Annotated in this window: 19 protein-coding genes and 1 tRNA gene; 14 read left to right on the top strand and 6 right to left on the bottom strand. The window is 55.8% G+C overall.

What is annotated here, in order from left to right; translation table 11 throughout:
- Positions 1-44 precede the first annotated feature (44 nt).
- Positions 45-980 carry a DMT family transporter gene (locus AC2FLJ_RS09385; protein ID WP_058272776.1) on the top strand — a complete coding sequence of 312 codons (936 nt, stop codon included), beginning with the start codon at positions 45-47 and terminating at the stop codon, positions 978-980.
- 57 nt (positions 981-1,037) lie between these two features.
- Positions 1,038-1,637 carry a cob(I)yrinic acid a,c-diamide adenosyltransferase gene (gene cobO, locus AC2FLJ_RS09380; RefSeq protein WP_282119716.1) on the top strand — a complete coding sequence of 200 codons (600 nt, stop codon included), beginning with the start codon at positions 1,038-1,040 and terminating at the stop codon, positions 1,635-1,637.
- A gap of 38 nt (positions 1,638-1,675) precedes the next feature.
- On the opposite strand, the gene AC2FLJ_RS09375 is transcribed toward cobO, so the two are convergent.
- The 4 genes from AC2FLJ_RS09375 to AC2FLJ_RS09360 form a co-directional block, all read right to left on the bottom strand.
- Positions 1,676-1,873, bottom strand: coding sequence for a hypothetical protein (locus AC2FLJ_RS09375; protein ID WP_496697439.1), 198 nt, complete (start codon positions 1,871-1,873; stop codon positions 1,676-1,678).
- A 374-nt stretch (positions 1,874-2,247) separates the two neighbouring features.
- On the bottom strand, positions 2,248-2,613 hold the full coding sequence (locus tag AC2FLJ_RS09370; RefSeq protein ID WP_058272721.1) for an SPW repeat domain-containing protein: 366 nt from the start codon (positions 2,611-2,613) through the stop codon (positions 2,248-2,250).
- 109 nt (positions 2,614-2,722) lie between these two features.
- On the bottom strand, positions 2,723-3,673 hold the full coding sequence (locus AC2FLJ_RS09365; protein WP_282170693.1) for an AraC family transcriptional regulator: 951 nt from the start codon (positions 3,671-3,673) through the stop codon (positions 2,723-2,725).
- A gap of 128 nt (positions 3,674-3,801) precedes the next feature.
- A complete protein-coding gene (locus AC2FLJ_RS09360; RefSeq protein ID WP_058272722.1) occupies positions 3,802-4,668 on the bottom strand; it encodes a branched-chain amino acid aminotransferase in 867 nt (288 codons plus the stop codon).
- A 158-nt stretch (positions 4,669-4,826) separates the two neighbouring features.
- On the opposite strand from AC2FLJ_RS09360, the gene AC2FLJ_RS09355 reads away from it, so the two are divergent.
- The 7 genes from AC2FLJ_RS09355 to AC2FLJ_RS09325 all read left to right on the top strand — a co-directional run bounded on the left by AC2FLJ_RS09355 (position 4,827) and on the right by AC2FLJ_RS09325 (position 10,725).
- On the top strand, positions 4,827-5,339 hold the full coding sequence (locus AC2FLJ_RS09355; protein ID WP_058272723.1) for a MarR family winged helix-turn-helix transcriptional regulator: 513 nt from the start codon (positions 4,827-4,829) through the stop codon (positions 5,337-5,339).
- Complete coding sequence (locus tag AC2FLJ_RS09350; protein WP_058272724.1) at positions 5,336-6,037, top strand: response regulator; 702 nt, start codon at positions 5,336-5,338, stop codon at positions 6,035-6,037. Before AC2FLJ_RS09355 ends, AC2FLJ_RS09350 begins: the two co-directional genes overlap by 4 nt.
- Positions 6,038-6,101: 64 nt before the next feature.
- Complete coding sequence (locus AC2FLJ_RS09345) at positions 6,102-7,028, top strand: histone deacetylase family protein (RefSeq protein WP_496705450.1); 927 nt, start codon at positions 6,102-6,104, stop codon at positions 7,026-7,028.
- Positions 7,025-7,267 (top strand): exodeoxyribonuclease VII small subunit, encoded by a 243-nt coding sequence (locus tag AC2FLJ_RS09340; protein ID WP_058272726.1) that lies wholly within the window; start codon positions 7,025-7,027, stop codon positions 7,265-7,267. Before AC2FLJ_RS09345 ends, AC2FLJ_RS09340 begins: the two co-directional genes overlap by 4 nt.
- On the top strand, positions 7,268-8,134 hold the full coding sequence (locus tag AC2FLJ_RS09335; RefSeq protein WP_496705448.1) for a polyprenyl synthetase family protein: 867 nt from the start codon (positions 7,268-7,270) through the stop codon (positions 8,132-8,134).
- A gap of 14 nt (positions 8,135-8,148) precedes the next feature.
- Complete coding sequence (gene dxs, locus AC2FLJ_RS09330; RefSeq protein WP_496705446.1) at positions 8,149-10,077, top strand: 1-deoxy-D-xylulose-5-phosphate synthase; 1,929 nt, start codon at positions 8,149-8,151, stop codon at positions 10,075-10,077.
- A 213-nt stretch (positions 10,078-10,290) separates the two neighbouring features.
- Positions 10,291-10,725 carry a hypothetical protein gene (locus tag AC2FLJ_RS09325; RefSeq protein ID WP_496705444.1) on the top strand — a complete coding sequence of 145 codons (435 nt, stop codon included), beginning with the start codon at positions 10,291-10,293 and terminating at the stop codon, positions 10,723-10,725.
- A gap of 78 nt (positions 10,726-10,803) precedes the next feature.
- Here the strand turns inward: AC2FLJ_RS09325 and bfr are convergent, their stop codons facing one another.
- Both bfr and AC2FLJ_RS09315 read right to left on the bottom strand, forming a co-directional pair.
- Complete coding sequence (gene bfr, locus AC2FLJ_RS09320) at positions 10,804-11,289, bottom strand: bacterioferritin (protein ID WP_108860610.1); 486 nt, start codon at positions 11,287-11,289, stop codon at positions 10,804-10,806.
- Between the two features lie 359 nt (positions 11,290-11,648).
- Positions 11,649-11,724: transfer RNA gene (locus tag AC2FLJ_RS09315), tRNA-Thr, on the bottom strand.
- A 223-nt stretch (positions 11,725-11,947) separates the two neighbouring features.
- Here AC2FLJ_RS09315 and AC2FLJ_RS09310 point away from each other — a divergent pair.
- The 5 genes from AC2FLJ_RS09310 to AC2FLJ_RS09290 all read left to right on the top strand — a co-directional run bounded on the left by AC2FLJ_RS09310 (position 11,948) and on the right by AC2FLJ_RS09290 (position 18,330).
- Positions 11,948-12,781, top strand: coding sequence for an arsenate reductase/protein-tyrosine-phosphatase family protein (locus tag AC2FLJ_RS09310; protein WP_496697450.1), 834 nt, complete (start codon positions 11,948-11,950; stop codon positions 12,779-12,781).
- On the top strand, positions 12,778-13,776 hold the full coding sequence (locus AC2FLJ_RS09305; RefSeq protein WP_496705442.1) for an ArsJ-associated glyceraldehyde-3-phosphate dehydrogenase: 999 nt from the start codon (positions 12,778-12,780) through the stop codon (positions 13,774-13,776). Before AC2FLJ_RS09310 ends, AC2FLJ_RS09305 begins: the two co-directional genes overlap by 4 nt.
- On the top strand, positions 13,773-15,038 hold the full coding sequence (gene arsJ / locus AC2FLJ_RS09300) for an organoarsenical effux MFS transporter ArsJ (RefSeq protein ID WP_496705440.1): 1,266 nt from the start codon (positions 13,773-13,775) through the stop codon (positions 15,036-15,038). Before AC2FLJ_RS09305 ends, arsJ begins: the two co-directional genes overlap by 4 nt.
- Positions 15,035-16,084: an ACR3 family arsenite efflux transporter gene (gene arsB, locus AC2FLJ_RS09295; RefSeq protein ID WP_496705438.1), complete on the top strand. Its 1,050-nt coding sequence runs from the start codon at positions 15,035-15,037 to the stop codon at positions 16,082-16,084. Before arsJ ends, arsB begins: the two co-directional genes overlap by 4 nt.
- A gap of 269 nt (positions 16,085-16,353) precedes the next feature.
- Positions 16,354-18,330, top strand: a complete 1,977-nt coding sequence (locus AC2FLJ_RS09290; RefSeq protein ID WP_496705436.1) for an HAD-IA family hydrolase — start codon at positions 16,354-16,356, stop codon at positions 18,328-18,330.
- Positions 18,331-18,400 lie beyond the last annotated feature (70 nt).

The raw sequence follows: 18,400 nt of genomic DNA, 5'->3' as shown, positions 1-18,400 counted from the left end.
ACGACGCGTTGATCTTTCCCCGCCAAAAGCGCAGGTTCGCGCCGATGGCAAAACCCTTAACATCGCATCGACCTTTGCTGGCCGTCGCTCTGAAAACGAGCGCGGTGTTTTTGTTCACGGTCATGGCGGCGATTGTCAAAGCGCAGTCCGATCACTTCCCACCTGGCGAGATGGTGTTTTTCCGGTCCCTTTTTGCCATTCCGGTGATTGTCATCTGGCTGATGGCGCGCGGAGAATTGGCGCAAGGGTTCAAAGCCCGCAAACCTTCGGGTCATTTCTGGCGCGGCGTGTTGGGCACCACGGCGATGGGGCTTACATTTACCGGCCTTGGCTTGATCCCGCTGCCCGAAGCGACGGCGATTGGCTATGCCACCCCGATTTTCACCCTGATCCTTGCCGCGGTGATGTTAGGCGAACGCATCCGTAAGATCAGAATCGCGGCTGTGTCCATCGGGCTTTTGGGTGTCCTGATCATGATCTGGCCCAGACTGGGTGGCAACAACATGGAAGCTGCTGCCACCTTCGGCGCATTGTGTATTCTGGGTGCGACCGTTGCCAGGGCCTTTGTGCAGATCCACATCCGGCAGCTGGTGCAGGTCGACCATCCTGCGGCCATTGTCTTCTATTTCTCGATGACGGCGACCATCCTGTCCGGGCTGACTATTTTTTGGGGGTGGGTCATGCCCACATGGGAACAGGCAGGCTTTTTGATTCTGGCTGGTCTGATCGGAGGTGTGGCGCAGATTCTAGTGACTTCGTCCTATCGGTTTGGGCAGGCTTCGATGCTGGCGCCCTATGATTACACCTCGATGCTGTTTGCCATCGTCATTGGCTATGTCTGGTTCAGTGAACTGCCAACGCTGGTCATGCTGGCCGGAGCGGCGCTGGTGATTGTGGGGAACGTCGTGGTGATCTGGCGCGAACATCAACTGGGCTTGGAGCGCGGCAAGGCGCGCGCGGTCACGGATCCCAAAGCCTGACCTTTACCTTTGCAGAACTTCCCCTAGGGTGTGCCCAACACAAGATGAGGGTTTCCCATGAGCGACGCACAGGACCACAAGGAAAAGATGCAAAAGGTGCAGGCCCAGCACCGCAAGAAAGTGTCCGAGGCAGTTGATCCGGACCGCGGGCTGGTGCTGATCAACACTGGCAAGGGTAAGGGTAAGTCCTCGGCCGCGTTCGGGGTCGTGATCCGTGCGCTGGGTTGGGGCCAGAAGGTCGGCGTTGTTCAATTCATCAAAGGCAAGTGGAAAACCGGCGAACGTCGCTTTTTCGAAGAACGCGATCTGGTTACCTGGCACACAATGGGCGAGGGGTTCACCTGGGATACCCAGGACCGCGAACGCGACATTGCTGCCGCAAACGCCGCCTTTGACAAGGCACGCGTCCTCATGTCCAGCGGTGACTACGATCTAGTCGTTTTGGACGAGATCAACATTGCGCTTCGGTACGAATACCTGTCGGTTGAACAGGTGATCGATGGGCTGAAAGAACGGTCTGACAAGACCAGCGTGTTCCTGACGGGTCGGGATGCGCCGCAGGCGTTGCGGGACTATGCCGATCTGGTCACCGAGATGACCGAGGAAAAGCACCCGTTTCAGGCCGGAATCAAAGCCCAGCGCGGCGTGGATTTCTGAGCATCAGGGTCTAAACAGCCCCCCCCCCTCAGGGGCTGTTAAGCTGGCGGGTTTTCGTTGAGAAACCTGACCGATCCGCGTCGACACGCAGCGCTGTCCGGCACCGGTTGTTCAGCCCTGTCGCCCTGGGCTGCCTTGGGTTTGTCGACATAGGCGCAGTAATCGTCGTCACAGCAACATCCGCAAGCGGTGGCCGCTTCGTGTCGTGCCATGATTTCATCAAGTGAGTCACCCATCGTCATTTCCTATTGCGCGTGTCGTTTCCGAGGCGGTGGCGCGCTCTCACCAGGCTATACGCTAAGCCCGCAGACCGCCTCGAAACCCCGTGCTGGATGCTAACACATCTGGCCTTGATCTTTATCTGATTATTTTTGTCGGAATTTGCAAGATCAAAATAACACTTCCTGGATAGCCCCACAGTTGATCGGCTTGGAACGGAGTTACTTCAGGCGTTTTGAGAATACCAATTTCCTGAAATCTCCCTTTTTAGGTTCACATATGCTGATACACGGCGCGAACAAACAGATCAGCAAGCCGCTTGTCGGCTGGACAAGCGGCTCTGGTTTTTTGAGAATTCACCTTGTTGTGGTGAACACAAGGTGCGTCAGGTTCAGGCCGTAACACCCTGCTCTGGTGCGCTAAGCGAGATGACGGCGACCACCGCAGCCCCGTTCAGCCAGTAGAAAATTGCATCCAGGCCAGAAAACCCAAACAGGCTGGGCGCAGCCAGGAAAACGACACCGACCAGAAGATCGACCGCCAAGTGAAAGTTGTAGGGAAGAACACGCCAGATCCCCAAATGGTGATCCGTCAACACCGTCAGGACAAACGCCGCGACGCCGGTGACCACCGACAGCCACAACGCCATCGGGTTGGATTGCCCCAGTCCAAGCAAAAAGGGCAACCCCATCAGCGCAATGGCAACAGGATAGTCCAGATAAGCGTGAATATTGCGGGTGACAAAGCGGAGAGACATGAGAGTTCCTTTCCTGATATGGGATGACCTCAAACTAGGAAAGGATCTCGGAACGTTTAATTCTGGATCGTCCGTGAAACGTTGCAGATCGTCCAGAGTTTCAATTCGATCAGTGCATTGATCGATAGGCGGCTGGCGATACGCCAACCTGCTTCTTGAACACCCGCGAAAAGGCGGCTTCCGAAGCATAGCCGACCTCGGCCGCGGCATCGGCCACGTTCCAGCGGGCCTCAGTCAATCCGTGACACGCAATCTGCATCCGCCAATCGGTCAGATACTGCATGGGCGTTGTCCCCATCTTGTCTGCGAATAGCTGTGCGAACGCAGTGCGAGACATTCCGGCCTCACGTGCCAGAGACTCGACGCTCCACTCTTGCGCGGGCGAATGGTGAAACGCAGTCAATGCACGCGAAATGCGGGAATCGGCGAACCCGGCAAGCGCGGTTTCGCTGGGGCTTTGATGTTCAAGATGGGCCCGAATGGCCTGCGCAAACAGGACCTCGGACAGTTTCAACGCTATGAGGTCACCACCGATCCGCGCGCCGTTGATCTCGGACCCGATCATACGCAAGGTGGCTTCGATCCAGGCCCCGGCTTCCTCGCCATAGTTTTCGATCAGGATGTATGGGGGAAGCCGATCAATCAGCATATGCCCTGTTCCCTGTCGCCCCGGCGGCCCGGTGAAAGAGAAATGACCGCAGATCAATTGCGTATCGCGGCTTTTGTCTTCGCCGCCATAAATCAGAACCCCGTCGCCCTTGTACCCGGCCTCTTCCAATACGTGTTCAAGCGGCAGGGCATCCAGCGGTTGAACCTCATTGCACAATAACGCATGGGCTGATCCGTGCGGGATCACGATCAGGTCGCCTTGCTTCAATCGCAAGGTTTGCCCTGTGTTAGAGAGAAATACTTTCAACTCTCCGCGTTGTACAAAGTGAAATCTGGCCACATTTTGATAGGCCGGCACCTGTATACCGAAGGGCGGCGTGAAAGAGGTTCGAAAGTAAAACGTGCCCTTCAAGGACAGGCGGGTAAGTATATCGCTAAGCAGATCCAACATTGGATTAAGATAGCCGCGGCTGCGCGTTCGTCCAGCCATGCGGACGATCTGCAAGTCATTATGAACAAATGGCAATGAAAAAGCCCCCGCGATAGCGCGAGGGCTTCTGTCAATGCATCTGAGTGTTATCAGGCGCGGACCAGTGCCTCATAATCGGCGGCGATCTCGCGGGTCAGGTCTCCGACCTCAAACGTATAATCGCCGATCTGGCCCACCGGGGTCACCTCAGCTGCGGTGCCGGTCAGCCAGCACTGTTCGAAATCCGCCATTTCCTCGGGCTTGATGCGGCGCTCGTGGACGGTGATACCTTTGTCTTTCAGCATCTGAATGACGGTCTGACGGGTGATCCCGTTCAGGAAGCAATCGGCCAGAGGCGTATGAACCTCACCATCTTTCACGAAGAACACATTCGCACCGGTCGCCTCGGCCACGTAACCGCGCCAATCCATAAACAGCGCGTCCGAGCAGCCCTTGGCCTCGGCCTTATGCTTCGAGATGGTGCAGATCATGTACAGACCCGCCGCCTTGGCGTGCACCGGAATAGTTTCCGGGCTGGGGCGTTTCCATTCTGCGATATCCAGCTTGGCACCCTGCATCTTGGCGTCACCATAATAGGCACCCCAAGGCCACACGGCGACGGCCATCCGGACCGGGTTCTTGGCTGATGCCACACCCATGTCTTCCCCGGAGCCACGCCAGACCAGCGCACGGACATAGGCGTCCTGCAGACCGCTGGCTTTCAGCGCTTCGTCCTTGGCGGCCTCGATGTCATCCACCGAATAGGGCATAGGCATGTCCAGCGCTTCGGCCGAGGCAATCAAACGCTCAGAATGTTCGCGACTTTTGAAAATCTTGCCGTTATAAGCACGTTCACCTTCGAACACCGAAGACGCATAGTGCATCGCGTGGGACAGGATATGCACATTGGCTTCGCGCCAGGGCACAAGTTTGCCATCCAACCAGATGACGCCATCACGATCATCATACCCCGCCATGCGAAACCTCCTGACATGGGATCAATTTCCGATTATTGCGTAAATTAAGTCCACATCGGACATAAAGTTGCGCAAAAACTGCGATTCGATACCCGTCCACTCTTGGAATGTCAATAACGCTGACATAAACTCGGGTCGAGTAACGAATGAGGCATACTATGTCGGATACCCGCCCCGCCCCAGCCTTTGGTGGCGAGAGCCTGTTGTTTTTGACCGACGAACAGTTGCGGCAGGGGATCGAGGCGATGTTTTTCGCCTATCGCGGCTTTACCGCAGATCCTGATCGCATACTGACCGAAATGGCCTATGGACGGGCGCACCACCGGGCAATCCACTTCATCAACCGCGCGCCGGGTACGACTGTCAACAACCTTCTGGCCATTCTGGGCGTAACAAAACAGTCTCTGAACAGGGTTTTGCGGACGTTGATCGACGACGGTCTGGTCGAAAGCCGGGTCGGATCAGTGGACAAACGCGAAAGACACCTATTTCTGACAGAACAGGGCAAGGCGCTAGAGGCCAAACTGTCTGAGGCCCAGCGCGTCCGAATGCGTGCGGCGTACAAAAAGGCGGGACCCGAGGCTGTGTCGGGGTTTCGTAAAGTGCTTGAAGCAATGATGGATGCTGATATGCGTCATGCCTATACGAAACTGCGGGATACCACCTCATGAACGAAATGGATGCCCATCTGCTGATCGTCGACGATGACGAGCGCATTCGCGATCTGTTGAAGAAGTTTCTGATGCGGAACGGATTTCTGGTCACGGCTGCAAGGGATGCAGCACATGCACGGCGGGTGCTTTCGGGGTTGGATTTCGACATGATCGTGCTGGACGTGATGATGCCCGGCGAGGATGGGGTCAGCCTGACCAAGGCGCTGCGCGAAACCCATACCACTCCTATCCTGCTGTTGACCGCGCGCGGCGAAACCGAACATCGCATTGCCGGACTTGAGGCCGGTGCGGATGACTACTTAGCCAAACCGTTCGAGCCAAAAGAGCTGTTGTTGCGGATCAATGCAATCCTGCGGCGGATGCCGGAAACGCCTGCGCAGGACGCGACGGCGAAGATACTGCATCTTGGTCCGATCCGGTACGATATCGAGCGTGGCGAGATGTGGCAGGGCGAAGACCCGGTGCGCCTGACGGCGACCGAAAGCCAGTTGATGAAGATTTTTTCGGCCCAGCCCGGAGAGCCGATCAGCCGAACCAAACTGGTCGAAGATCTGGGCCGCGACAAGGGTCAGGCGCAGGAACGCGCGGTGGACGTTCAGATCACCCGTCTGCGCCGCAAGATCGAACAAGACCCCAAGCAGCCGCGTTACCTGCAGACCGTCCGCGGCGCCGGATATATGCTGGCACCTGATTGATTCAGCCGCGGCGCTTTCTTGCCTTGGGCGACGATATTTTTGGCCAGATGAAGATGGGATCCCGATGACAACCGCCCTTTTGACCCACGCAGATTGCCTTGATCACGTGACACCGCAAGGTCACCCCGAGAGGGTGGCGCGGTTAGAGCATATTCTGCATGCGTTAGAAGGCTTGGAACTGACACGTATAACCGCCCCTTTGGCGGCGGATGACGACCTGCTGCGCGTACATCCGGAAAGCCATATCCGTGAAATCCGAAATAACAGACCCTCCGATGGCTTCAAACAGATTGACGGCGACACCTTCATGTCTCCGGGGTCGGTGGATGCGGCTTACCGGGCAGCCGGTGCGGTTGTGCGTGCAGTAGACATGGTCTTAGGCGGCGACGCACAGAATGCCTTTTGCGCGATCCGCCCGCCCGGTCACCATGCCGAAACGGAAACAGCGATGGGCTTCTGCCTGTTTGGCAATGCAGCGCTGGCGGCCAAGCACGCATTGGATCATCACGGATTGAAGCGTGTGGCTGTCGTGGATTTCGACGTTCACCATGGAAACGGAACGCAGGATTTGCTGTGGGACGAGGCCCGCGCGCTGGTGATCACCAGCCAGCAGATGCCTTTGTGGCCCGGATCGGGTCGTCCGGATGAGACCGGTGCCTTTGAGACGGTTCTGAATATCCCTCTGGCCCCCGGCTCTGGCGGGGCCGAGATGCGCGCCGCGTATGAGACGCAGGCCTTCCCGCGCCTGCGCGCATTCAAGCCGGAGCTGATCATCATCTCGGCAGGTTTCGATGCGCATCAGGACGATCCGCTGGCCAACTTGAACTGGTCTACAGGCGATTTTGCATGGATCACCGCCGAACTGTGCAAGATCGCCGATGACCTGTGTGAAGGCCGTATCGTCTCGACTTTGGAAGGCGGGTATGATCTGAACGCACTTGCCGAGGCCTCTCGTGCCCATGTGGAAGAACTGATGAAGGCAGCCCGATGACCGATACTCCTGTTGATCAGATGACATTCGAACAAGCGATGAAAGAGCTTGAGGCCGTTGTCGGCCAGTTGGAGCGTGGTGACGTGGCGTTGGATCAGTCCATTGCGCTGTATGAGCGCGGTGCCGCGTTGAAGAAACGCTGCGAAGACGAATTGAAGCGGGCTGAAGAAAAGGTCGCAGCCATTACTTTGGATGCCAATGGGCAGCCAACCGGGACGACGCCTGTCGAAGGTCAGTAAATGTTCAAGGAAATTCTGGCGCAGGATGCCGCGCGGATTCAGGCTCAGCTCGATCTGGTCCTGAGAGCGCAGGACGAATTGGCTGTTACCCGGGCGATGGCCTACACCACCCAGGGCGGCAAGCGATTGCGCGGGTTTCTCGTGATGGAAAGCGCGCGGATGCATGGCATCGACTCAACACAGGCAATCTGGCCTGCGACAGGCATCGAAGCCCTGCACGCCTATTCTCTGGTCCATGATGACCTTCCCTGCATGGATGATGACGATCTGCGACGTGGACGTCCGACCGTGCACGTAAAGTGGGACGAAGGCACCGCCGTTCTGGCCGGTGATGCCCTACAGACATTGGCCTTTGAGCTGTGTACCCGGCCCGAGGTCGGAAATGCAGAAATTCGTGCTGAATTGGCTCTAACCCTAGCCAAAGCAAGCGGTGCGCAGGGAATGGTGCTGGGGCAAGCGCTGGATATGGCGGCTGAAACAGCGGTCGCGCCCCTGACACTGGAGCAGATCACCACGCTTCAGGCTGGCAAAACCGGTGCGCTGATTGAGTGGTCCGCCTGCGCCGGTGCGCGATTGGCCCAGGCAGATCCCGAACCCTTGCGCCAATATGCCCAGGCGCTTGGCCTTGCTTTTCAGATCGCTGATGACATTCTGGATGTAGAAGGTGATGCCGAAAAGGCTGGCAAACGATTGCAAAAGGACGCCGAGGCGGGCAAAGCCACGTTTGTTTCGCTTTTGGGCCTGAACGCCGCGAAATCCCGCGCCGCAGAACTGGTGGATCAGGCCTGCGCCGCGCTGGATGGATACGGTGCTAAGGCTGAAACCTTGAAGGACGCGGCACGCTTCGTTATTGCCCGGGACAGCTAAGCCAGGAACGCCACATGTCTGACCGCCCGAATACGCCCCTGCTGGACCTTGTGAACCGCCCTGCGGATCTCAAGCAGTTTTCGGACGCACAGTTGCATAAGTTGGCGCAGGAATTGCGGACCGAGACAATATCGGCCGTGTCTGTCACCGGTGGGCATCTGGGCGCAGGCCTGGGCGTGGTGGAATTGACAACCGCTCTGCACGCCGTGTTCGACACGCCGCGCGACAAGATCATCTGGGACGTTGGTCACCAGTGCTATCCGCACAAAATCCTGACCGAACGGCGCGATCGCATCCGCACCCTGCGGATGAAAGACGGGCTGAGCGGCTTCACCAAGCGCAGCGAAAGCCCCTATGACCCGTTTGGCGCGGCGCACAGTTCGACCTCGATCAGCGCTGCGTTGGGTTTTGCCGTCGCTCGCGATCTGGGCGGCGTGACGCCCGAGGGGTTGGGTGACGCGATTGCCGTGATCGGTGACGGCTCAATGTCTGCAGGCATGGCCTTCGAGGCGATGAACAACGCGGGCCACCTGAAGAAACGCCTGATCGTCATTCTCAATGACAACGAGATGAGCATCGCACCGCCCGTCGGCGCGCTGTCCAATTACCTGTCGCGCATTTACGCCGAAGAACCATTCCACGATCTGAAAGCCGCCGCCAAAGGTGCAGTATCTTTGTTGCCGGAACCCTTCCGCGAGGGCGCCAAGCGCGCCAAGGAGATGCTCAAGGGCATGGCCGTTGGCGGCACATTGTTTGAGGAGCTGGGCTTTTCCTATCTCGGTCCGATCGACGGGCACGATATGGATCAACTTCTGCCTGTCCTGCGCACGGTCAAGGCCCGCGCCACGGGCCCGATCCTCATTCATGTGCTGACAAAGAAGGGCAAGGGGTATGCACCAGCCGAGCAGGCCCGCGACAAAGGCCATGCGACAGCGAAGTTCGACGTCGTCACGGGCGAGCAGAAGAAAGCACCCTCAAACGCACCGTCTTACACGTCGGTCTTTGGCAAAACCCTGGTGGAAGAGGCCGCACGCGATGACAAGATCGTTGCGGTCACCGCTGCGATGCCCGACGGAACCGGGCTGAACCTGTTTGCGGAACGCTATCCGTCGCGCTGTTTCGATGTGGCGATTGCCGAACAGCACGGCGTGACCTTCGCCGCCGCTCTCGCCGCCGGCGGGATGAAGCCCTTCTGTGCAATTTATTCCACGTTTTTGCAGCGCGGGTACGATCAAGTCGTGCATGACGTGGCCATTCAGCGCCTGCCGGTTCGATTTGCGATCGACCGTGCAGGGTTGGTGGGCGCGGATGGCGCGACCCATGCGGGGTCGTTCGATATCGCCTATTTGTCCAACCTGCCCGGCATTGTGGTCATGGCCGCAGCGGATGAGGCCGAGCTGGTGCATATGGTGGCCACAGCCGTCGCGCATAATGATGGCCCGATTGCGTTCCGCTATCCTCGCGGTGAAGGTGTCGGCGTCGACTTGCCGGAACGTGGCGAGGTTCTGGAAATCGGCAAAGGCCGGATCATCCAAGAAGGCGCACGGGTCGCACTGTTGTCCTTCGGGACACGGCTGGCCGAAGTGCAGAAAGCGGCCGAAGCTTTGACCGCGCGTGGGATCACCCCCACTATCGCTGATGCTCGATTTGCCAAGCCCTTGGACCACGACCTGATTTTGGATCTGGCCGCCAACCACGAGGCGTTGATCACCATTGAAGAAGGTGCCATCGGCGGCTTTGGCAGCCATGTTGCCCAACTTTTGGCCGATGAAGGCGTCTTTGACCGGGGCCTCAAGTATCGCTCGATGGTTCTGCCTGATACCTTTATCGACCAGGCCAACCCCGCAGATATGTATACAGTAGCGGGCCTGAATGCCGAGCAAATCGAGGCCAAAGTGCTATCCGTTCTGGGTGTAGCAACCATCGGCGAAAAACGCGCCTGAGGCACGACGCTAACCAACTGAATTTCACCGTTGTTTGAAAATCCGTAAGTACCGTTTTTGGCGTAGTTTTCGGAAAGCCGTCGAATTCATCCGGTTTCGGGTGAGTCCTTGAGAGCACAGAAACCACTTGCGTCCCGGCGCGCCGTTCCAGCACGCCCGCTTTTCTGATAATGATAAGAAAAACGAAAACTCCACCCTTGAGCAGGCGGGCGGATGAGAAACACGATAGCAGCGTTGGCGACGCTCGTTCTGATGAGTATGCCGGCAAGTTCAAAAGAGATTCAGGTTGGCAATGATCCGGGTGGGCGGATTGTGGATCGCATGGTTCAGATCGAAATCGCCAACCGGACAAACGCGCAGTTTCAAATCATCGGAGATTTTTGCCACTCTAGCTGCACCATGCTGCTGGGTGCGGACGAAGTTTGCATTTCGCCCGAGACGATCTTTGGTTTTCATGGCCCCCATCGCTCGAACCGAAAGAAAATGACGGCAGATGAGTTCGACAGGAAAAGCGCGTCTCTGTCCAGCTACTACCCAAACCCGGTCAGAAACTGGTTCATGTCCAAAGCGCGGTTCGCCGGACCAAATGAGCTTTTGTTCGTGACCGGTGAATACCTGATAGGTCTCGGCGTGCAGGAATGTGTTTAGGGCAACGACGCCCTAATCCTGCAGCCTCCCGCTGATAGGAACCCCAATACCCGCGACCATCGTCGCCAACACGACCACCTATTCGGCGTCTTCCATTTTGGTCGCATTGAGTTGCGCGAAAAGTTCGGGCCCGACGCGATCATACAGTTCGATCTGAGTCTCCAGAAAGTCGATATGACCTTCTTCATCCGACATCAGGCTTTCGAACAATCCCATCGAGACATAGTCTCCGGCCTCTTTGCAGACATCCCGCGCCTCTTTGTAAAGCGCGCGCGCGCTTTGTTCCGCCGCAAGATCGCATTCCAGCGTTTCCCGGGGGTTTTCGCCGATCCGCAGGGGATCAAGTTTTTGCAGGTTGGGATGACCTTCCAGAAAAATGATCCGTTCGATCAGTTTGTCGGCGTGTTCCATCTCTTCAATGGATTCTTCTCGACTTTTCTTGGCCATGCTGCCAAGGCCCCAATCGTCTTGCAGGCGATAATGCAACCAGTATTGGCTGACGGCCGTTAGTTCGTGGCGCAGAGCTTTGTTCAGGTATTCAATTACCTTTTTGTCACCTTTCATGATGAAACTCCTTGGCTATGTCTAAGAACTGGCGTGGAAACAACTTTTAAAGCTGAATGCTACCACCAGAGCGGCTTAACCCAAAACCTTCAAATATCTATCTTAAAACAGGTATTTGCAAGTTTCCTGACGATTCTCGTTTGAATCAGAACCCGTCACTTGAAAGCGGTTTTCCACCGCACATACGATTCCCTGATACCTGCTTACCGATCGGAAGCATGGCCCTTGCGGATGAAAATCACGCAAGCAAAAAGCTACGGAGATTGAGCTGCGCTAGCATCCGATGATAGCCCGCAGGATCGAACCAAAAGTGAGATACGAGGTAGGCCGCTAGTTTAGCTTAACTATCCAAGGGAAAGTGGTGCCTCAAGAGGGACTCGAACCCCCGACCTTGTCCTTACGAAGGACCTGCTCTACCAGCTGAGCTATTGAGGCAAGCGACGGTTCCTTTAAACCCTCGGGCAGATGCGTGCAAGTCTCGATATCCTCGGACGCCTACCGGTGTGTGATGGTGATTCCCGCAGCTCAGATCGCTTGAAGCCCATTCCATCACCACGCTCCAGCAAGAATATCACGCCTGTTCCAACGCTTACGCTCACCTTCGATGGCCATGTATTTTCGGTTGACTGGGTTGTCTTATTTTAATATTTCATGAAATATGATAGAACAGATAACAGACCAATTGGCCATCCTGGGTCATCCGCAGCGTATCCTTGTGTTTCGCATGCTCATGCGACGTTTTCCTGACAGTGTTCCGGCGGGCGAGTTGGCGGCGGAGCTCGACGTGAAGGCCAGCACCTTGTCGAACTATCTGAACGCGCTTCAGCGTTCGGGGCTGGTCAAGCAGGAACGTTCCGGGACATCTCTGCTCTATTCGATTGAAATGAAAAACGTGCAGCAGATGCTCGATTATCTGATTGTCGATTGCTGTCGCGGTCGCCCCGATATCTGCATGCCATTTGCACAGGGAAATAAGGCGGCGACGGATCGGAAATTCAACGTCTTGTTTTTGTGTGTGGGCAATTCTGCCCGGTCGATTTTTGCGGAATCCCTGCTGCGCACGTTGGGGGGCGACCGGTTCAACGTTTTCTCGGCCGGCACGCAACCCACATCCGAGCTCAACCCGATGGCCGTGCAAGTTCTGGACGACAAAGGACATGACACATCCATCCTGCGGTCCAAGAACATGTCCGAATTTGCAACCCCCGGCGCGCCCGAGATGGATTTCGTCTTCACGGTCTGCAATCAGGCCGCGAATGAGGAATGCCCCGCTTGGGAAGGCCAGCCAATCAGTGGCCATTGGGGCATGCCGGACCCGGTCAGGGCCGAGGGCACGGATGCTGAAAGAAGCCTTGCATTTCAACATGCATATGGCGCGCTCAAGCGACGGATTGAGGCCTTTACGTCTTTGCCGGTCGAAAGCCTCGACCGGATCGCACTGCAAACTGCTGTTGATGACATCGGTAGGACGCCCACTGAGGACATGAAATGACGACTTATGCTGTGAACGGATTGGGCCGGATGGGGAAACTGGCCTTGAAACCGCTGCTCGACAAAGGCGCAAAGATCGCCTGGATCAATGATGCGGTGGGCGACCCCGAGATGCACGCGCACCTGCTGGAGTTTGACACGGTTCATGGGCGTTGGGATGCCACGTTCGCGCATGATGCCGACAGCGTTACGATCAACGGCACGCGTCTGCCCTTTATCGGCACCAGGGATTTGGCGGAACTGCCGCTGGACGGTGTAGATGTGGTGATCGACTGCACCGGTGTTTTCAAGACTCAGGCCAAGCTGGCCCCCTATTTCGAAGCGGGTGTTAAGAAGGTTGTTGTCTCGGCCCCGGTCAAGGATGGCCCGACCGCCAACATCGTTATGGGCGTGAATGAGGACACTTATGATCTGGATGTCCACAGCATCGTGACGGCGGCCTCGTGCACCACGAATTGTCTGGCCCCAGTGGTCAAGGTCATCCACGAAAACCTTGGTATTCGCCACGGGTCGATGACCACTATTCACGATGTGACCAACACGCAAACCATCGTGGACCGCCCCGCCAAAGATCTGCGCAGGGCGCGATCTGCTTTGAACTCTCTGATCCCGACCACCACCGGGTCGGCCACGGCAATCACGCTGATCTACCCGGAACTCAAGGGGCGGCTGAACGGTCACGCCGTGCGAGTTCCCTTGCTGAATGCCTCGCTAACGGATTGCGTATTCGAGGTTGAGCGAGAAACCACCGTCGAAGAGGTCAACGCGCTTTTCAAGGCCGCTGCCGAAGGTGAGTTGAAAGATATCCTTGGCTATGAGACGCGGCCGCTGGTTTCGACCGACTACACCAACGACGAAAGGTCCTCGATTGTGGATGCGCCTTCGACCATGGTGGTGAACGGCACGCAGGTGAAGATCTATGCGTGGTACGACAATGAAATGGGTTACGCCCATCGTCTGGTCGACGTTGCCCTGATGGTTGGTGCATCGCTGTGACCCAAAGGCCCGAAGGTATGTCGGCCTATATCACGGTCACAGCAGCCTATTGGGCCTTCATGCTGACCGACGGGGCCCTGCGTATGCTGGTGCTGCTGCACTTTCATAGCATGGGATTCTCGCCGGTTCAGTTGGCATATCTGTTTGTTCTGTATGAGATCGCCGGCATGGGCACGAACCTTGCCGCCGGTTGGATCGCGGCGCGGTTTGGGCTGACCTCGACGCTTTATGCAGGGCTGGCACTGCAGATTGCAGCGTTGCTGGTTCTTACGCAACTAGACCCTAATTGGGCGATCCCAGTAAAAGTTGGCTTTGTGATGATTGTGCAAGGGGCCAGTGGGGTTGCAAAGGACCTAGCCAAGATGTCCTCAAAATCCGCCGTCAAACTGCTGGCCCCGACCGAGGGCGGAGGGTTGTTTCGCTGGGTCGCGATTTTGACCGGCTCGAAGAACGCTGTGAAAGGGTTTGGGTTTCTGCTTGGGGCGGCACTGTTGGCGACAGTGGGCTTCATGTGGGCTGTTCTGGCAATGGCGATCATACTTGCCGCATTCCTCGTCGCCGTCATCCTGTTCATGCCGACCGGCCTGCCCAAAGGGCGCAAAAGCGCCAAATTCTCCGAGGTCTTCTCAAAATCCGCCAATGTGAACTGGCTATCCGCCGCTCGTGTCTTCTTGTTTGGGGCGCGGGATGTGTGGTTTGTAGTCGGCATCCCGATCTATTTCTACGCGGTGCTTTCGGATGGAACTGAGGATGGCAACCGTGCCGCATTTTTTATGATCGGCACATTCATGGCCGTTTGGGTCATACTTTACGGAGCAGTTCAGGCCAGCGCGCCGAAAATCCTGCGTGCAAAGGAACGCTCGGAAGGGGATCTAATCCACGCTGCCAAGAATTGGGCCGCGGCGCTGTTTTGCGTGCCTGCTACCCTGACCATCGCGGTTCTTCTCTCATCCGGCCCCGAGACATGGCTGACCGTCACGCTGGTTGTGGGCCTATTGGCATTTGGGGCAATCTTCGCCGTCAATTCGGCGCTGCACTCATACCTCATCCTGGCTTTCACCAAGTCCGAGCGTGTGACGATGGATGTGGGGTTTTACTACATGGCCAACGCGACTGGCCGCCTGGTCGGCACTGTCCTATCGGGACTTACCTATCAGATTGGCGGGCTTTCACTGGTTCTGGGCACCGCTGCTGCTATGGTCGCGCTGGCCGCCCTGACATCCGGCAAACTAACCGACCAGACGAATGAGGCATATACATGAGCATCTTCGAACGCTACCTGACCGTCTGGGTCGCGCTGGCCATGGTTGGCGGCGTATTGATCGGACTGGTTGCACCCGGCCTGGTTCAACTGATCGCCTCAGCCGAAGTGGCCAGCGTCAATCTGGTCGTGGCCTTGCTGATCTGGGCGATGGTCTACCCCATGATGGTCGGCGTCGACTTCGGCGCAGTGGCGGGCGTTGCACGCCAGCCACGCGGGCTGATCGTGACGCTGGTGGTCAACTGGCTGATTAAGCCGTTCACCATGGCCTTTCTTGCGGTTCTGTTCTTTGAGCACGTCTTTGCACCATGGATCGAACCTGAAGACGCGGCTCAATATACGGCCGGGCTGATCCTGCTGGGTGCTGCACCGTGCACCGCCATGGTGTTCGTCTGGTCTCAGCTGACCAAGGGCGATGCGACCTATACGCTGGTGCAGGTTTCCGTAAACGACTTAATCATGGTGGTGGCATTCGCCCCAATCGTGGCCTTTCTGCTGGGCGTGACCGACCTTCAGGTTCCATGGCAGACACTGGTTCTGGCGACTGTGTTGTATGTGGTATTACCGCTGATCGCCGGCCTGATAACGCGCCGTACATTGGGATCGCCCCAGGCCATCGACGCATTTTCCGCACGTGTCAAACCGTGGTCGGTCATGGGCTTGATCGCCACTGTCGTCATCCTGTTCGGCTTGCAGGGACAGACCATTCTGGCCAAACCACTGGTGATTGTCCTGATCGCGGTACCCATCCTGATCCAGAGCTACGGTATCTTTGCCCTAGCCTACGGCACAGCCTTTGCGTTGAAAGTGCCGCACCGGATCGCCGCACCTTGCGCCATGATCGGCACGTCCAATTTCTTTGAGCTGGCTGTCGCTGTGGCCATCAGCCTGTTCGGATTGAACTCGGGAGCAGCGCTGGCGACGGTCGTAGGAGTTCTGGTTGAAGTCCCGGTGATGCTGTCGCTGGTTGCCTTCGCAAACCGTACACGGGCGCGGTTTCCAGAAGTCGAAACGCAATACTCTAAAAAAACACTCAATTCCAACTGACAAATAGTCAGTCGCGGAGATCACCCAAAAGCGTAAAGTGAACCGAAAACTCGGGTTCACTAACGCTTTGTCTCGAAGTACTACTCGTGCTTCAGCAGCTGTCGAAAATGGACGAAGTTCAATTTCAGCTTGATAAGTCGTCTGCATTAACCGAATTTCTGCGCAAGAGTGAGTCAGTGCTTTTGTCGAGCCCTGACGCAAGCATCAATTCAGACAAACCTAGTTAGCGTGAGACTATTTTGGCATTAATAAGCAATCGCAGAAAAACAATGAATGTGTCTTCCAGTAGCGCAGTGCTTTCCAAGATCGGAGATTACGATTTCCTGTCTGTTGACATCTTTGACACCCTCCTTTTTCGCCATTGCAACTCTCCCATTGATGCCTTTGGTTTCATGGAGGAGCACATAGAAACAAGGCAGGTGACCGAGTATTTTAAGGACTATCGGGTCGCAGCCGAGCAATTGGCTCGGGAAGACGCAGACCAGAAAGGACTGGAGGACGTTTCGTTAGACGAGGTTTATATTTGTTTTCAACAACTCACGAATTGTAGCGGTACGCAAACTGAGCAGATCAAACAGCTCGAACTAGAAACGGAAATGGACCTGCTTCACGCCACCAATTTTGGAAGAAAGTTGGTGGCCAAGCTAAAAAACACAAAGAAACGACTTGTCATCACGTCGGATATGTACCTTCCCCAAAACTTTCTTGAGAAAGTGCTGGAGGCAAAAGGAATTATCGGATGGGAACGCGTCTTCGTTTCGAACGAGCAAGGAAAGACCAAACATACTGGCAACTTGTTCGAAGAGGTGGTTGAGTACTTTGGTGTTCCACACGAAAAAATTTTACATATCGGTGATAACAAACATGCCGATGGCAAAATGGCTGCCAGCGCAGGTATGCAGTCCCATGTAGTCTTGGCTAGCAAGGACGTACCTGCCAGATCTCCAAAACCAAAGCACCATTCCAATATTCTTGCAGGAACCCGCCCAGTCTCTCAGATTTTTTCCGCGAATTTTCTGGAGACACATCATTACGATGCTGAAAAGTTAGACTTCCGTACATTATCCGAGGACCAGTACTTTGAGGCCGTCGGGGCCGTATTGGTCGCGCCATTGATCACATCAATGCTTATCTGGATGAAGCAGGTGATGGACAAAAAGGGCATCTCGCGCATTGCATTTCTTGCACGCGATGGGATGTTTCCCAAAGCTGCGTTCGAACTGCTGTGGCCAGACAAATATGACACGCAGTACTTAGCTGCGTCTAGGCGATTGCTCACGCTGCCATTCACTGTTCTGGAACCCGACACTATTGGTGGTATGCTTCATACGACCTTGGCGAATTCGGAAACATTGCAAGAATTCCTGAACAAGATCTCAGGCGGACCAAGCCTAAAAGGAATCTTTGCAAATCACGGCTTGAGTGAAACAGAGCCACTCACGAGAAATACACGCAAACAGGCCTTGGGTCTTCTCAGGGAAAACCCCGAGGCTTTTTATCAATCTTTCGCGCATGAGCGCGACCTGCTGACAAAATATTACCGTTCAGCTTTTCCTGTAGGCACGAAGACCGCTGTGTTTGATGTCGGCTGGCGCGGTAGCCTACAGCGTTCAATTTGCGAGATCGTGGGCACGGAAGCGGATGTCGTCGGTCTGTATTTCGGAACAAGTCCTCACGCCATATCAATCCTAAGGCGCGGCGGTCTGGATTATGAAAGCTATACAGCATCAAATGGGCTTCCGTCCCAATTGGCCGCCTGGTTTACCGATTTTCGGGATATCGTTGAGTTTTTCTGTTCAGCAGATCATGGCAGCGTCCTTGGATTAAAAGAAAATGACTCAGGTGAGATATCTTGGAGCACTGCTGATGTCAGCGACTTGGAAGCAGCCAACCTCCGGCGCGCGAAAATAATTCAAGATGCCGCGCTGAATGCTATCGAGTCTGTACTTCAGGCAATGTCGGCCGAGACGATATCTAAATTTACCAGACCGAAAGATGAACGCGACTTGCGTCAATTTCTGAGAAAGCCGCACCGCCTGGACGCCCATAGATTCAAGAATGTCAGAATCTTCGATGGAGTGGGAGACACAACTGGTGAGAGCCTGACCCGAATTGGTGAACGTAACACACATTATAGCAACGCCAAAAATAGTCGGTGGCGAGCAGCATATGCATCTCAACTCAACCCCTTTTCGTACGCCATACTGAAGTTTGCGTTACGAAAAAGAAAGAAAATTAAACTATAGCTACCCACATTTTTCGAAAACTCCACCGAGATTGCAAATGTGGGTGTTACTTGCGTCTTTCTTTGGCTAG

This window comes from Ruegeria sp. CDSA034, assembly GCF_059612275.1.
The sequence above is the reverse complement of the archived record's forward strand: the minus strand, read 5'-3'. Positions and strand labels throughout refer to the sequence as shown.

Coding starts and splice junctions, on each gene's coding strand:
- cobO (WP_282119716.1), top strand. CDS start 1,038: ATGAGCGACGCACAGGACCACAAGGAAAAGATGCAAAAGGTGCAGGCC.
- AC2FLJ_RS09375 (WP_496697439.1), bottom strand. CDS start 1,873: ATGGGTGACTCACTTGATGAAATCATGGCACGACACGAAGCGGCCACC.
- AC2FLJ_RS09340 (WP_058272726.1), top strand. CDS start 7,025: ATGACCGATACTCCTGTTGATCAGATGACATTCGAACAAGCGATGAAA.
- AC2FLJ_RS09345 (WP_496705450.1), top strand. CDS start 6,102: ATGACAACCGCCCTTTTGACCCACGCAGATTGCCTTGATCACGTGACA.
- AC2FLJ_RS09355 (WP_058272723.1), top strand. CDS start 4,827: ATGTCGGATACCCGCCCCGCCCCAGCCTTTGGTGGCGAGAGCCTGTTG.
- AC2FLJ_RS09310 (WP_496697450.1), top strand. CDS start 11,948: ATGATAGAACAGATAACAGACCAATTGGCCATCCTGGGTCATCCGCAG.
- AC2FLJ_RS09305 (WP_496705442.1), top strand. CDS start 12,778: ATGACGACTTATGCTGTGAACGGATTGGGCCGGATGGGGAAACTGGCC.
- arsB (WP_496705438.1), top strand. CDS start 15,035: ATGAGCATCTTCGAACGCTACCTGACCGTCTGGGTCGCGCTGGCCATG.
- bfr (WP_108860610.1), bottom strand. CDS start 11,289: ATGAAAGGTGACAAAAAGGTAATTGAATACCTGAACAAAGCTCTGCGC.
- dxs (WP_496705446.1), top strand. CDS start 8,149: ATGTCTGACCGCCCGAATACGCCCCTGCTGGACCTTGTGAACCGCCCT.
- AC2FLJ_RS09360 (WP_058272722.1), bottom strand. CDS start 4,668: ATGGCGGGGTATGATGATCGTGATGGCGTCATCTGGTTGGATGGCAAA.
- AC2FLJ_RS09325 (WP_496705444.1), top strand. CDS start 10,291: ATGAGAAACACGATAGCAGCGTTGGCGACGCTCGTTCTGATGAGTATG.
- AC2FLJ_RS09385 (WP_058272776.1), top strand. CDS start 45: ATGGCAAAACCCTTAACATCGCATCGACCTTTGCTGGCCGTCGCTCTG.
- AC2FLJ_RS09335 (WP_496705448.1), top strand. CDS start 7,268: ATGTTCAAGGAAATTCTGGCGCAGGATGCCGCGCGGATTCAGGCTCAG.
- AC2FLJ_RS09290 (WP_496705436.1), top strand. CDS start 16,354: ATGAATGTGTCTTCCAGTAGCGCAGTGCTTTCCAAGATCGGAGATTAC.
- AC2FLJ_RS09365 (WP_282170693.1), bottom strand. CDS start 3,673: ATGTTGGATCTGCTTAGCGATATACTTACCCGCCTGTCCTTGAAGGGC.
- AC2FLJ_RS09350 (WP_058272724.1), top strand. CDS start 5,336: ATGAACGAAATGGATGCCCATCTGCTGATCGTCGACGATGACGAGCGC.
- AC2FLJ_RS09370 (WP_058272721.1), bottom strand. CDS start 2,613: ATGTCTCTCCGCTTTGTCACCCGCAATATTCACGCTTATCTGGACTAT.